The sequence below is a fragment of the Alphaproteobacteria bacterium genome, from assembly GCA_019635875.1.
GTDB lineage: Bacteria > Pseudomonadota > Alphaproteobacteria > Reyranellales > Reyranellaceae > JAFAZJ01.
Map to the genome: position 1 here is coordinate 447,975 of JAHBYP010000001.1, position 13,694 is coordinate 461,668.

Sequence of the window (13,694 nt, forward strand, 5' to 3'; positions counted from 1 at the left end):
CCAGCCCTACTCCGCCGCCTTGGCCACCGGCTGGGGCTTGAAGGGCAGGATGCTGGCGGCGCGGTGGTAGGGCATCGGCAGCGGCGGCGGCTCGGCGCCCAGCGCCCTGGCCGCGTTCCAGCCCCAGCGCGGATCGACCAGAAACGCGCGCGCATGGGCGGTGCAGTCGGCGGCGCCCGAGGCGACGATCTGCTCGGCCTGTTCCGGTTCGGTGATCACGCCCACCGCCCAGGTGGCGATGCCGGCCTCCCTGCGGATGCGCGCCGAGAACGGCACGTGATAGCCCGGCGTCACCGTGATCTTCGCATTGGGGATCGTGCCGCCCGAGCTGACGTCGATGAAGTCGCAGCCCAGTGCCTTCAGCTCGCGCGCGGTCTGGATCGTGTCCTCGATGGTCATGCCGCCTTCGACCCAGTCGATCGCCGACAGCCGCACGCCCAGTGCGCGCTCGCGTGGCCACGCCCGGCGCACCGCCTCGAAGACCTCGAGCGGGAAGCGCCGGCGCTTGTCCATGGAGCCACCGTATTCGTCGTCGCGGTGATTGGTGAGCGGCGAGAGGAACTGGTGCAGGAAATAGCCGTGCGCGCCGTGCAGTTCGAGCACCTCGAAGCCCAGCCGCGCCGCGCGCTCGGTGGCGGCGACGAACTCGGCCTTCACGCGCTCCATGCCGACGCGGTCCAGCGCCACCGGCGTGTGCCATTTCGCCGTCGGCAGCTGCGAGGGCACGCCGCCCTGGAAGCCGACACCTGGCCCCGTGGCGTCGAAGGCGATCGCCGAGGCCGAGACCGTGCTCCACGGTGTATCCGGCGCATCGGCGGCGGTCAGCGGGCCACCGCCTTTCCATGGCCGCTGCGCCGAGGCCTTGCGGCCGGCATGGGCGATCTGGATCGCGAGCTTCGTCGTCGGCATCCACGCCCGGCACCAGTCGACGACGCGCTTCAACGCCGCCTCATTGGCGTCGCTGTAGAGGCCGAGGCAGCCATGGGTGATGCGGCCGTGCGCCGAGACATGCGTCGCCTCCACGCACATCAGGCCGGCGCCGCTGCTGGCCAGCGCGCCGTAATGCGCGAGGTGCCAGTCGATCGCCGAGCCCTCGACGGCGGAGTACTGGCACATCGGCGACACGACGATGCGGTTGGGCAGCTCGACATCGCCGCCCAGGCGGAAGGGCGTGAACAATTGGGCCATGTCCGCAATCTCCCGGGAGTGTGATCCCTCTGTCATCCCGAGCGAAGCGAGGGATCTAGGCTATCCGAGATCCCTCGCTGCGCTCGGGATGACAGTCATTAGCCGTTGGGGCCGGGCCCGGCCTCGTGGCCGAGCCAGTTCTCGATCAGCCGGCGGGCGATGGAATCGCGCCGCGGCATGAAGAAGGAGCCGTCCTTGGGCAGGTTCTCCTCGCGCAGCTCCTCGCGGTGGAACCAGCGCGCGGTGTCGAGCTCCTCCTTGTTGACCTCGAACTCCATGCTCGGGGCCTCGGCGTGGAAGCCGATCATCACCGAGGCCGGGAAGGGCCAGGGCTGCGAGGAGTGGTAGGTCACGGCGCTTACCTTGACCTTCACTTCCTCGTAGATCTCGCGTGCCACGGCGTCCTCGAAGCTTTCGCCCGGCTCGACGAAGCCGGCGAGCGTCGAATGCATGCCCTTCGGGAAATGCCGGCTGCGGCCGAGCATGCAGTGATCGCCGTGATGCACCAGCATGATCACGGCTGGATCAGTCCGGGGAAAATGCTGCGCCTTGCACGACTCCGCCGTGCAGACGCGCTCGTGGCCGGCCTTGGCCACCCGCGTGGGCGCGCCGCAGACGCCGCAGAACTTGTGCCGCCGGTGCCAGTAGGTCATGCCGCGGGCATAGGCCAGCAGCGAGCCCTCGCGGGCGAACAGCAACGGACCGACCTGGCGCAGGTCCATGAACTCGCCCAGCCCGTCGACCGGCATGTCGAAGCCGGTGACGTCGAGCGCGAAATAGGCCTCGCCCTCGACCAGGCCGAGGAAGATCGGATGCGAGCCGCCGCGGATGATGGCGCGCGCCATCATGCCCTGGATGAACACGGCCGCCGGCTGGCCGCGCTTGTCGACCAGGTTGCGCTCGTTGTCGACGGGGATGAACTTGGTCTTCGACGCGACCAGCAGATCCTCGATGTCGTCGTCGATCTCTCGGCGATGCGAGGCGCGGTCGATCTCGGCGCTCGAATAGGGATTGCGGCGCATCGGCCCCTTTTCCGCTGTCCTGGTCTCGGTTCGGGCCGGACAATGGCACCCCGTACGGCGCGCTTCAACCAGCGCCGCCATGCTAGGATGGCGGACGCCCATTGCAGGAGAGGCTTGGTGGCAAGGATCCGTGCCCTCGCGTGGCTGAGCCTGGCTTGGCTGCTACTGGCCGGCGTCGCGTTGGCGCAGACCCATCCGACGCTCAAGGACGCCAGGCTGCCGCCGCTGCTGCCGCTGGCGCTGGTCGCCGGCACCGACGGCGATGCGCGCACCAACTTCCAGGTGTCGCCCGATGGCAGGTGGCTGGCGTGGTCGCAGCGCCTGGGCGGGCGTCCGCAGATCCACGTGCGGCCCATGGCCGGCGGCGATCCCATCGTGCTGCGCACGCCGAGCGGCTCCGCGAATTTCCGCTGGCTGCCCGACAGCCGCCGGCTGCGCTACGCCCTTGATGCCGGCGGCAACGAGAACAGCCAGATCTGGGTCGTCGACCTGCAGAATCCCGGCGCCCCGCCGAAGAACGTCACGCCCTGGATCGGCACGGCTAATTTCGTCTCGGCCACCCGCCTCGACGGCGACGAGGTGCTGCTGTTCAGCAACCGCCGCGATCGGAGCGTCTTCGATGCCTATCGCCTGCCGCTGAACGGCGACCTGACGCCGGTGCTGCACGAGCGCAATCCGGGCAACGTCGATCGCGCCTATTTCGACCGCAAGGCGCGGCTGGTGGCGCGCAGCCTGCGCCCGGGCGCCGACGGCAAGCGCGCCTTCGAGTTCTGCCCCGGTGCCGCCACGACCTGCGCGCGCGTCTTCGACATGGAGTGGGACGAGCAGATCTTCGTGCCCGACATCGCCGCCGGCGAGGAGGAGGTCTGGGCGCTGTCCAACCGTGGCCGCGACCGCCGGGCGGTGGTGCGGCTGAACCTCAGGACCGGGGCGGAGACGGTGATGCACGCCGACCCCAAGGTCGATGTCGACAGCTTCTGGTTCAATACCGAGACGCGCGAGCCGGCGCTGGCCATCCACTGGCCGGACCGCCAGCGACTGCATGGCTTCGGCGCCGGCCTCGGCCCCGATCTCGCGGCGATCGGCGGTGAGGGCGGCGCCGATGTGGTCACGATCCACAGTTTCGACAACGCCATGCGCTGGTTCGCGCTCGGCGTGCAGAGCCGGGGCAGCGCCACGCGCACGCTGCTGTACGACGCGCAGAACAAGGAGCGAATCCTGCTCGCTGCGGGGCAGTGGGACGCGTACCGAGAGTCGCTGTCACCTGTGACGCCGGTCGAGTTCAAGGCCCGCGACGGGCTCAGCATCAACGGCTACCTCACCCTGCCGGCCGGCGCGCCCGGCAGGAACCTGCCGGCTGTGGTGCTGGTGCATGGCGGGCCGTGGCTGCGCGACTACGGCACGCTCGGCACCATGCCGCAGTTCCTCGCCAATCGCGGCTACGCCGTGCTGCAGCTGAACTACCGCGGCTCGAGCGGCTACGGTCGCGCCCATCTGCGCGCCGGCATTGGCGAACTCGGCGGCAGGATGCAGGACGACATCGACGACGGCGTGAAGTGGCTGATTGCCCAGGGCATCGCCGATCGGGCGAAGATCGCGCTGATGGGCGGCTCCTACGGCGGCTACGCGACCTTCGTTGGCATGACGCGCACGCCAACGCAATTCGCCGCCGGCGTCGCCAATGTCGGCATCAGCGACCTGCCGGCCTTCATCGACCTGGTGCCGGCCTACTGGGACCGCAGCCGCTGGAACCGCTTTCTCGGCCCGTCCGACACCGAGGAGGGCCGCGCCGCCATGTGGCAGCGCTCGCCGCTGGCGCACGTGCACCGGCTCGAGCGGCCGATGCTGATCACCCACGGCGCCAACGACGTGCGCGTGCGCAAGGACCAGAGCGAGCGCTTCTACGGCGCGGCGCGCGCGCTCGGCAAGCCGGTCGAGTTCCACCTGTTCGAGAACGAGGGCCACAGCCTCTATCGCGCCGAGAGCCGGCTGATCTACTACGCCAAGGTCGAGACGTTCCTGGCCAAGCACCTGGGCGGCCGCGTCACCGAGGTGAAGGCGCCGCCGCGGCCCGCGCCCGCCCCGGGCAAGTCGCCCGACCCGGCACCGACCGTCGGCAAGCCCGAAGGCACCACGCCCAGCCAGCCCCGGGCGCCCCGCGGCTAGTCCTGGACCTGTGGCAAACCGGCCGGATTCGGCCCTTGCGATCAGGCGCCCGAGTCCTGATATAACCGCCTCGGGAGGCCGGCGTGGACGCAGTCTTCGCCAACCCGGTCAGGTCCGGAAGGAAGCAGCCGTAACGAATTCGCTGCGGGTCGTGTCCGGTCTCCCACCCGGCCCTTGCCGACGAGGCGGGGCACACGCCGCGAGGCGCCCCCGACCATGGCCGACGCCCCGCTCGATACCCCTGCGCCCGGATCCGACGACGACACCCATTACCGGGTGCTGGCGCGCAAATACCGTCCCACCGATTTCTCCACCCTGGTCGGCCAGGAAGCGATGGTGCGCACCCTGCGCAACGCGCTCGACGCCGGTCGGCTGGCGCACGCCTTCATGCTCACTGGCGTGCGCGGGGTGGGCAAGACGACCACCGCGCGCATCGTCGCCAAGGCGCTGAACTGCGTCGGCCCCGACGGCACGGGCGGGCCGACCATGGATCCGTGCGGCGTCTGCGGCAATTGCGTGGCGATCACCGAGGACCGCCATGTCGACGTCATCGAGATGGACGCCGCCAGCCGCACCGGCATCAACGACATCCGCGAGCTGATCGAGGGCGTGCGCTACCGCCCGGTGGCGGCGCGCTACAAGGTCTACATCATCGACGAGGTCCACATGCTGTCGACGGCGGCCTTCAACGGCCTGCTGAAGACGCTCGAGGAGCCGCCGCCGCACGTGAAGTTCGTCTTCGCCACCACCGAGATCCGCAAGGTGCCGGTGACGGTGCTGTCGCGCTGCCAGCGCTTCGACCTGCGCCGCGTGCCGGTCGAGCTGCTGAGCGCGCATTTCGCGCGCGTCGCCGAAAGCGAGAAGGTCGAGATCGTCCCCGAGGCGCTGCGCCTGATCGCCGCCGCCGCCGACGGCTCGGTGCGCGATGGCCTGAGCCTGCTCGACCAGGCCATTGCCCATGGCGGCGGCGTGGTCGACGCGGCGCAGGTACGCGACATGCTGGGCCTGGCCGATCGCGGCCTGGTCTTCGAGCTGTTCGACCAGACGATGCGCGGCGACGCGCCGGGCGCGCTGAAGACCCTGGGCGACATGTACGATGCGGGCGCCGATCCCGTCGTCGTGCTGCAGGACATGCTCGAGCTGGCGCACTGGCTGACGCGGCTGAAGGTCGTGCCGGAGTCGGCGGAAGGTGCGCCCGAGCTGGAGCGCACGCGCGGCCGCGACATGGCCGGCAAGCTCGGCATGGCGCACCTGACGCGCGCCTGGCAGATGCTGCTGAAGGGCCTGCAGGAGACGCAGCACGCGCATTCGCCGATCCGCGCCGCCGAGATGGCGCTGATCCGGCTATGCTACGCCGCCGATTTGCCGACGCCGGCCGATGCGATCAAGACGCTGCAGGATGGCGGTGGCGCACCGCCGCCGCGGCCTTCGGCGCCGGGGCCGGGCAATGGCGGCGGCACGGTCGCCAGCGCCGCGTCGTCACGCGGTGCACCATCAGGGACATCATCCGGTGGTCCGGTCGCGCGCCTGGCGGTGACCAATGCGGTGGTCGCGCGGGTCGAGCTCGAGGGCGAAGCGGTGGCGGCCGCGCCCAAGCCGCAGCCCCGGGACTTCGCCGAGGTCGTGGCGTTGTTCGAGAGCAAGCGCGAGGCGCGGCTGGCACTGGCGCTCAGCACCGACGTGCATCCCGTGCGCTGCGAGCCGGGTCGGCTGGAGTTCCGGCCGACCGACCGGGCGCCGGTCGATCTCGCGCCCAAGGTGGCCGAGGCGCTGGCGCGCTGGACCGGCCAGCGCTGGCTGGTGTCGGTGTCGGGCGAGGCCGGCGAGCCGACGCTGGCGAGCCGCCGCGCCGCCGCCGTCGACGCGCGCCGCCAGCGCGCGCTGGAGCATCCGCTGGTGCGGGCGGCGCTGGCGATGTTCCCCGGCGCGACGCTGCAGGAAGTGCGCGGTCCCGACGACGAGCCTGCGCCTGCGGCCATGCCGCAGCCGGTGCGCAGCGACGCGGCGGAAGCCGGCGAGCCGCCGCTGTTCGAGCCCGGCGAACTGTCCTATGACGACCTCGATATCCCCGAAGGCGATCTGTAGAGGCGCACCATGTTCGGCCAACTGAAGGATCTCGGCGCCCTGATGAAGCAGGCGCAGGAGATGCAGCAGAAGATGGCGGAGATGCAGGCCAAGCTCGCCGCCATGGAGCTCACCGGCCGCTCCGGCGGCGGCCTGGTGAAGGTGACCATCGACGGCAAGGGCGAGACCAGGCGCGTCGAGATCGACGGCTCGCTGCTGGTGCCGGCCGAGAAGGGCGTGCTCGAGGATCTGCTGGTGGCGGCGATCAACGACGCGCGCGGCAAGGTCGAGGCCGAGGCGCAGCAGCAGATGCAGGCGATCACCGGCGGCCTGCCCCTGCCGCCAGGCTTCAAGCTCGGATGACGCCGCATTCGATCCCACCTTCCCCCTCCGGGGGAAGGTAGAAACCAGGTCCATAATGACCGGCCCCGAGATCGACCGGCTGATCCAGCTGCTCGCCAAGCTGCCCGGTCTTGGCCCGCGCTCGGCGCGGCGCGCGGCGCTGCACATGCTGAAGAAGCGCGAGGCGCTGATGACGCCGCTGGCGCAGGCGATCGGCCGCGCCGCCGAGGCGATCCGCGCCTGCTCGGTGTGCGGCAATCTCGACACCACCGATCCCTGCGCCGTGTGCGCCGATTCGCGTCGCGACGCCACGCTGATCTGCGTCGTCGAGGACGTCGCCGATCTGTGGGCGCTGGAGCGCGGCCGCGTCTTCACCGGCGCCTACCACGTTCTGGGCGGCACGCTCTCGGCGCTCGACGGCGTCGGGCCCGAGGACCTCAACATCGCCGGCCTGATGCGTCGCGCCCGCAACGGCATCGTGCGCGAGGTGATCCTCGCCACCAATGCCACGGTCGACGGCCAGACCACGGCGCACTACCTCGCCGACCGGCTGGCCGGCATCGAGGGCGTCAAGGTCTCGCGGCTCGCGCACGGCGTGCCGGTGGGCGGCGAGCTCGACTATCTCGACGAGGGCACCTTGGCGGCCGCGCTCAAGGCGCGCCGGGCGATGTAGCCGTGGATACGCTCGCCACCCTGGCGCTCGCGCTCGGCGGCAGCTGGGCCAGCGGCATCAACATGTACCTCGCGGCGCTGACCATCGGCATCGCCGGACGCGTCGGCGCGGTGCGCCTGCCCGAGAGCCTGCAGGCGCTGGAATCGCCCTGGATCCTGGCGCTGGCCGGCGTGCTCTACGCCATCAACTTCTTCGCCGACAAGATCCCGGCGGTCGAGACGGTCAACGACTTCATCCACACCTTCCTGCGCATCCCCGCCGGCGCCGTGCTGGCCGGCGCCGCGGTGGGCGACGCCGATCCGGCGATCATCGCGGCGGCGGCACTGGTCGGCGGCACACTGGCCTTCGGCAGCCACGCCACCAAGACCAGTACCCGCGTCGCCGCCACCGGCACGGTGCCGGGCAGCGGCATCGGTCTGTCCATCCTCGAGGACATCGCCGTGGTCGGCGGCCTGTGGCTGGCGATCAAGAATGCCGTGGTCTTCCTGATCCTGCTGGCCATCGTCGTGGCGCTGATGATCTGGCTGCTGCCCCGGATCTTCCGCCTGTTCATGTCGGTGGTGCGACGGGTAACCGGCAGGCGACGGCTCGACAGCGGCCGGCCAACCGGCTAGAGCGGGCGCCCATGACCATAGCCGCCACCGCCGAGCAGCCCGCCGCCTGGCTGTTCGACCTCGACAACACGCTCTATCCGGCGCGCTGCGATCTGTTCGCGCAGACCGACCGGCGCATCGGCGAGTTCATCTCCAGGCTGCTCGACGTGCACTTCGACGAGGCCAAGCGCATCCAGAAGGATTACTGGAAGACGCACGGCACCTCGCTGCGCGGGCTGATGACGCTGCACAACGTCGACCCGGTGCCGTATCTCGACTACGTGCACGACATCGACTACGCGCCGGTCGACGCCAGCCCGCGCCTCGACGACGCGCTCAAGCAGCTCACCGGCCGCAAGATCGTCTTCACCAACGGCACGGTGCGCCATGCCGAGCGCGTGCTGGAGCGGCTGGGCGTGGCGCATCATTTCGAGGGCATCTACGACATCGTCGCCGCCGACTACGTGCCCAAGCCGGAGATGGTGGTCTATCGCGACATCGTCGGCAGGTACGGCGTCGATCCGGCGCGCGCCGTCATGCTCGACGACATCGCCGTGAACCTCAAGCCGGCGCATGCGCTGGGCATGCGCACGGTGTGGATCCGCACGCCCGAGAGCACGCAGCGCGCCCAGGGGCTGGCGCTCGACTGGATTCATCACCAGACCGAAGACCTCGTGGACTGGCTGCACGACTATCTCGACGGGCGCGGCTGATGAAGCTTCTGATCCTCGGCGCCGGCGCGGTCGGCGGCTATTTCGGCGGGCGCCTGCATCAGGCCGGCGCCGACGTCACCTTCCTGGTGCGGCCGGCGCGCGCCGAGCTTCTGCGCGTCAATGGGCTGAAGATCGTCAGCCCCAAGGGCGACGCCACCTTGCAGGTCAAGGTCGTGTCCGACGCCACGCAGGGCGGGCCCTACGACCTGGCGATGCTCTCGTGCAAGGCCTATGACCTCGATTCGGCGATCGAGACGCTGGCGCCGGCCATCGGCCCCGAGACCGCGATCGTGCCGCTGCTCAATGGCATGAAGCATCTCGACATGCTCGATCAGCGCTTCGGCGCCGAGAAGGTTCTGGGCGGCGTGGCGCGCATCAGCTCGACTCTCGGCGCCGACGGCAGCGTCGTGCACATGGTACCGCTGGCCGCCGTGCTGACCGGCGAGCGCGAGAAGGGCGCAGCGGCACGGCCGGCGCTGCAGGATCTGGCGGCGGCGATCGGCAATTCGGGTTTCGACGGCGGCATCCAGTCCGACATCGTGCAGGACATGTGGGACAAGTGGGTGATGCTGTGCGCGCTGGCGGCGATGACCGGCTCGCTGCGCGGCGCCGTGTGCGACATCCTCGAGACCGACGAGGGCGCCGATCTCATGCTCGAGGCGATCGAGGAGTGCCGCCTGGTGGCGCGCGCCGCCGGCCGCGAGCCGGGCGGCAGCGCCATGGACAACATCCGCACCTACCTGACGACGCGCGGCTCGAAATTCGCCGCCTCGATGCTGCGCGACCTCGAGGGTGGCTTCCGCGTCGAGGCCGATCATGTCATCGGCGACATGATCGCGCGTGCGCACTCGGCCGGCGTCGCCGTGCCCGTGCTGCGCCAGGCCTATGTCCACATGCAGGCCTACGAGCAACGCCAGAAGCGCGAAGCGACGGCGACCTGATCCGCGATCGAAAGGGGGAACACCATGAGTGCCGCACAGCTGCAGTCAACCATCGACGCCGCCTGGGAGGCGCGCGACGGCATCAACAGCAAGACCAAAGGCGAGGTGCGCGACGCCGTCGAGGCGGCGATCGCCGGCCTCGACGACGGCAGCTTCCGCACCGCCGAGAAGTTCAAGGGCGAGTGGGTGGTGAACCAGTGGCTGAAGAAGGCAGTGCTGCTGTCGTTCCGGCTCTACGACAGCGTGCCGATGGACGGCGGCGCGGTGTTCCCCGGCATGGGCGGCGCGCCGTGGTTCGACAAGGTGCCGCTGAAGACCACCGGCTGGGACGCGGCACGCTTCGCCCACGCGGGCTTCCGCGCCGTGCCCGGCTCGATCGCGCGCCGCGGCTCGTATATCGCGAAGAACGTCGTGCTGATGCCGTCCTTCGTCAACCTCGGCGCCTATGTCGACGAGGGCACCATGGTCGACACCTGGGCCACCGTCGGCTCCTGCGCGCAGATCGGCAGGAACTGCCACCTGTCCGGCGGCGTCGGCATCGGCGGCGTGCTCGAGCCGCTGCAGGCCAACCCGGTGATCATCGAGGACAATTGCTTCATCGGCGCGCGCTCGGAGGTCGTCGAGGGCGTGATCGTCGAGACCGGCTCGGTGCTGTCGATGGGCGTCTTCATCTCGGCCACGACCAAGATCGTCGACCGCGAGAGCGGCCAGATCCATGTCGGGCGCGTGCCGGCCTATTCGGTGGTGGTCCCGGGCAACATCAGCCGCGGGCCCAACCAGCCCTCGACCTACTGCGCGGTGATCATGAAGACGGTCGACGAGCGCACCCGCTCGAAGACCTCGATCAACGAGCTGCTGCGCGACTAGGGAGACGCGCACACCTGTCATCCCGAGCGCAGCGAGGGATCTATACGTCTTGCCTGGATCGCTGCGCTCGGGATGACAGCGTGGCGCTAACGCCGGTACCAGACGCCGAGGAGGAAGCCGATCTGCTTGCGGCGGTTTTCGCCCATCTGGGCCTGCACCTCGGTCAGGTCGACGCCCCTGCTGTCCATCCAGCGGTCGATCAGCCGCCGGGCGACCGAGCCGACCGCCAGGAAGGTGCCGAAGTAGATGATGGCCACCGCGAGCGCATCCATGGCTGGAGCATAGCGCCGGGGTTGCCCGGCGGCGAGGGCGGGTCTAAGCACGGGCATCTGCCGCAGGACACCCCATGCCCGACACCAGTGTCAGCCCCGCGCTGGCCAACGAAGCCCTCGACGTCGTCGAACTGACCCGCGATCTGATCCGCTGCCAGAGCGTGACGCCGGCCGAGGGCGGCGCGCTGCAGCTGCTGGAGCGCACCCTGGCGCCGCGCGGCTTCTCCTGCGAGCGCATGGATTTCAGCCAGGAAGGCACGCCCGACGTCGCCAACCTCTACGCCCGCGTCGGCACCGGCGGCCGGCATTTCTGCTTCGCCGGCCACACCGACGTCGTGCCGGCCGGCGATCTCTCGGCCTGGACGGTGGGCCCGTTCGGCGCCGAGCTCGCCCAGGGCGTGCTGTTCGGCCGCGGCGCGGTCGACATGAAGGGCGCCGTCGCCGCCTTCTGCGTCGCCGCCAGCGAGTTCCTGGCCGCGCGCGGCCGCGACTTCGGCGGCTCGATCAGCCTCTTGATCACTGGCGACGAGGAGGGCCCGGCGATCAACGGCACGGTGAAGATGCTGAAGACGCTGGCGGCGCGCGGCGAGACCATCGACGCCTGCGTCGTCGGCGAGCCGAGCTCGGCGGAGCGTTTCGGCGACATGATGAAGATCGGCCGCCGCGGCAGCGTCAATGTCGACCTGATCGTGCGCGGCACGCAGGGCCACGTGGCCTATCCGCACCTGATCGACAACCCGATCCATCGCCTGTCGAAGCTGATCGAGGCGCTGCTCGCCACGCCGATCGACAAAGGCAGCACGCATTTCCAGCCGACCTCGCTGCAATGGACCAATGTCGATGTCGGCAACAGCGCCGACAACGTCGCCCCCGGCAGCCTGCGCGCGCGCTTCAACAGCCGCTTCAACGACCTGTGGACCTCGCAGACGCTGATCGCCGAGTTCCGCCGGCGCCTCGACGCGGCCAACGCCGCGGTCGGCGGTGCCGGCGGCTACGAGATGAAGGCGCGCGTATCGGGCGAGTCGTTCTACACCGCGCCCGGCGAGCTCTCCGCGCTGATCGCCGACGCCGTGCGCGAGGTCACCGGGCTGGAGGCCGAGCTGTCGACCACCGGCGGCACCTCGGACGCGCGCTTCATCCGCGCCTACGCACCGGTGGTCGAGTTCGGCCTGGTCGGCCAGACCCTGCACAAGGTCGACGAGCGCAGCACCGTGGCCGACCTGCAGGCGCTGGCCAGGGTCTACCGCCTCATGCTCGATCGCTACTTCGCGTGAGCACCGACGATCCGGTCGAAGCCGGCCGCAAGCTCTTCGCCGCGTCCTGCGAGTTCATCGCCGGCGCCGCGTCGATCGAATCGATGCCCGGCATCGGCGCGCCGGAGATCGCCTTCGCCGGGCGCTCCAATGTCGGCAAGTCGAGCCTGGTCAACGCCCTGACCGGCCGCCGCACCCTGGCGCGCGTCTCCTCCAAGCCCGGCCATACGCGGCAGCTCAATTTCTTCGACCTCGGCGGACGGCTGTGGCTGGTCGATTTGCCGGGCTACGGCTTCGCCCAGGTCTCGAAATCGATGAAGGACGCGTGGAAGGATCTCGCCACCGCCTATCTGCGCGGCCGTCCCACGCTCAAGCGCGTCTGCCTGCTGATCGATTCGCGCCACGGCGTGAAGAAGGCCGACGAGGAGACGATGACCAATTTCGACAAGGCGGCCATCGTCTACCAGCTGGTGCTGACCAAGGTCGACGAGATCCCCGCGGTGAAGATCCCCGCCGCGCTTGAGGCGGCGGCCCGGGCGGCGGCGAAGCATGTCGGCGCCCATCCCGTGCCGATGGCGACCAGCAGCGAGACCGGCTACGGCATCGCCGAACTCAGGGCGGAGCTCGCCGCCGTCGCGGCGCGCTGAGCGCCGCACCGGGCGTCTCGAAGTCCTGCCACCGGTCGCCCAGCAGGAAGCGCGGGCCGGCCCCGGCGCGCGCCGCGCGGTCGTCGCGGTTGTAGAGGGCGCAGGAGCCCAGCGACAGGCAGCCGCAGCCGATGCAGCCGTCGAGCAGGTCGCGGGTGCGCTCCAGCAGGCGGATGCGGCCCTCCAGCGTCTCGCGGATGTGCCGGCTCATGGCCTGCCAGTCCTTGCGCGTGGGCGCACGACCCTCGGGCAGGGCGGCGAGCGCGCGCTCGATCTCGGCGAGGCCGAGCCCCAGGCGCTGGGCGATCAGGGCGAAGGACAGGCGCCTGATGTCGGCGCGCGCGAAGCGCCGCTGGTTGCCGCCGGTGCGCGCGGCGCGCACCAGGCCGCGCTGCTCGTAGAAGCGGATGGCGGAGACGCTGAGCCCGGTGCGGCGGGCGAGCTGGCCGATGGTGAGCAGGACGGGCGGCGCCACGCGGGCCTCCAGAAGAGCTTGACCTCAAGTTAGCTTGAGGTTGCAGGATCGGGCAAGCCGTTTGATCCCGAACGAGGAAGGAGGCCGGCGCCATGCCTGGTCCGCGCATCGAGCACGTCAACATCACCGTCAGCGACCCCGACCGCACCGCGCGCCTGATGGGCGCGCTGTTCGGCTGGCACGTGCGCTGGAGCGGCCCGGCGCGCGACGGCGGCCGCACCGTCCATGTCGGCGACGAGCGGCAGTACATCGCGCTCTACACCGGCCGCGACACGCGCTACACGGCGGAGAATTTCGCCAAGGGCCGGCCGCTCAACCATGTCGGCGTCGAGGTCGACGATCTCGGCGCCGTCGAGGCGCGCGTCACGGCGGCCGGCCTCGCGCCGTTCGGCCACGATTCCTACGATCCCGGCCGGCGCTTCTATTTCCTCGATCCCGACGGCATCGAATACGAGGTGGTGAGCTACGCCTGAGGCCG

General features: G+C 70.3%; 15 protein-coding genes and 1 other RNA gene. 12 read left to right on the forward strand and 4 right to left on the reverse strand.

From position 1 onward, the window contains the following. Nucleotides 1–6: 6 nt before the first annotated feature. Together KF889_02260 and nudC are read right to left on the reverse strand one after the other, a co-directional pair. Nucleotides 7–1,188, reverse strand: a complete 1,182-nt coding sequence (locus KF889_02260) for an NADH:flavin oxidoreductase/NADH oxidase (protein ID MBX3498241.1) — start codon at nt 1,186–1,188, stop codon at nt 7–9. Nucleotides 1,189–1,286: 98 nt separating this feature from the next. After that, nucleotides 1,287–2,210 carry an NAD(+) diphosphatase gene (gene nudC, locus KF889_02265; GenBank protein MBX3498242.1) on the reverse strand — a complete coding sequence of 308 codons (924 nt, stop codon included), beginning with the start codon at nt 2,208–2,210 and terminating at the stop codon, nt 1,287–1,289. Nucleotides 2,211–2,327: 117 nt separating this feature from the next. Between nudC and KF889_02270 the strand changes: the two genes are divergently transcribed. The 9 genes from KF889_02270 (at nt 2,328) to dapD (ending at nt 10,569) form a co-directional block, all read left to right on the forward strand. Then, nucleotides 2,328–4,376 (forward strand): S9 family peptidase, encoded by a 2,049-nt coding sequence (locus KF889_02270; GenBank protein ID MBX3498243.1) that lies wholly within the window; start codon nt 2,328–2,330, stop codon nt 4,374–4,376. Nucleotides 4,377–4,447: 71 nt separating this feature from the next. Beyond that, nucleotides 4,448–4,545, forward strand: an RNA gene (gene ffs, locus KF889_02275) — signal recognition particle sRNA small type. A 47-nt stretch (nt 4,546–4,592) separates the two neighbouring features. Further along, nucleotides 4,593–6,461 carry a DNA polymerase III subunit gamma/tau gene (locus KF889_02280; GenBank protein ID MBX3498244.1) on the forward strand — a complete coding sequence of 623 codons (1,869 nt, stop codon included), beginning with the start codon at nt 4,593–4,595 and terminating at the stop codon, nt 6,459–6,461. 21 nt (nt 6,462–6,482) lie between these two features. Then, nucleotides 6,483–6,803 (forward strand): YbaB/EbfC family nucleoid-associated protein, encoded by a 321-nt coding sequence (locus KF889_02285; GenBank protein MBX3498245.1) that lies wholly within the window; start codon nt 6,483–6,485, stop codon nt 6,801–6,803. Between the two features lie 55 nt (nt 6,804–6,858). Beyond that, nucleotides 6,859–7,455 carry a recombination mediator RecR gene (gene recR / locus KF889_02290; GenBank protein MBX3498246.1) on the forward strand — a complete coding sequence of 199 codons (597 nt, stop codon included), beginning with the start codon at nt 6,859–6,861 and terminating at the stop codon, nt 7,453–7,455. A 2-nt stretch (nt 7,456–7,457) separates the two neighbouring features. Continuing rightward, nucleotides 7,458–8,069, forward strand: a complete 612-nt coding sequence (locus tag KF889_02295; protein ID MBX3498247.1) for a DUF4126 domain-containing protein — start codon at nt 7,458–7,460, stop codon at nt 8,067–8,069. An 11-nt stretch (nt 8,070–8,080) separates the two neighbouring features. After that, nucleotides 8,081–8,761, forward strand: coding sequence for a pyrimidine 5'-nucleotidase (locus tag KF889_02300; protein ID MBX3498248.1), 681 nt, complete (start codon nt 8,081–8,083; stop codon nt 8,759–8,761). Continuing rightward, nucleotides 8,761–9,702, forward strand: coding sequence for a 2-dehydropantoate 2-reductase (panE, locus tag KF889_02305; protein MBX3498249.1), 942 nt, complete (start codon nt 8,761–8,763; stop codon nt 9,700–9,702). Before KF889_02300 ends, panE begins: the two co-directional genes overlap by 1 nt. A 24-nt stretch (nt 9,703–9,726) precedes the next feature. Further along, nucleotides 9,727–10,569 carry a 2,3,4,5-tetrahydropyridine-2,6-dicarboxylate N-succinyltransferase gene (gene dapD / locus KF889_02310; GenBank protein MBX3498250.1) on the forward strand — a complete coding sequence of 281 codons (843 nt, stop codon included), beginning with the start codon at nt 9,727–9,729 and terminating at the stop codon, nt 10,567–10,569. An 86-nt stretch (nt 10,570–10,655) separates the two neighbouring features. On the opposite strand, the gene KF889_02315 is transcribed toward dapD, so the two are convergent. Beyond that, on the reverse strand, nt 10,656–10,826 hold the full coding sequence (locus KF889_02315) for a hypothetical protein (protein ID MBX3498251.1): 171 nt from the start codon (nt 10,824–10,826) through the stop codon (nt 10,656–10,658). Between the two features lie 89 nt (nt 10,827–10,915). Between KF889_02315 and dapE the strand changes: the two genes are divergently transcribed. Continuing rightward, nucleotides 10,916–12,115, forward strand: coding sequence for a succinyl-diaminopimelate desuccinylase (gene dapE / locus KF889_02320; protein MBX3498252.1), 1,200 nt, complete (start codon nt 10,916–10,918; stop codon nt 12,113–12,115). Then, on the forward strand, nt 12,112–12,741 hold the full coding sequence (yihA, locus tag KF889_02325) for a ribosome biogenesis GTP-binding protein YihA/YsxC (GenBank protein ID MBX3498253.1): 630 nt from the start codon (nt 12,112–12,114) through the stop codon (nt 12,739–12,741). The genes dapE and yihA overlap by 4 nt, the downstream gene beginning before the upstream one ends. Here the strand turns inward: yihA and soxR are convergent. Continuing rightward, nucleotides 12,707–13,216, reverse strand: a complete 510-nt coding sequence (soxR, locus tag KF889_02330; GenBank protein ID MBX3498254.1) for a redox-sensitive transcriptional activator SoxR — start codon at nt 13,214–13,216, stop codon at nt 12,707–12,709. The genes yihA and soxR overlap by 35 nt on opposite strands. A gap of 92 nt (nt 13,217–13,308) precedes the next feature. On the opposite strand from soxR, the gene KF889_02335 reads away from it, so the two are divergent. Continuing rightward, nucleotides 13,309–13,689: a VOC family protein gene (locus tag KF889_02335; protein ID MBX3498255.1), complete on the forward strand. Its 381-nt coding sequence runs from the start codon at nt 13,309–13,311 to the stop codon at nt 13,687–13,689. Nucleotides 13,690–13,694: the final 5 nt, after the last annotated feature.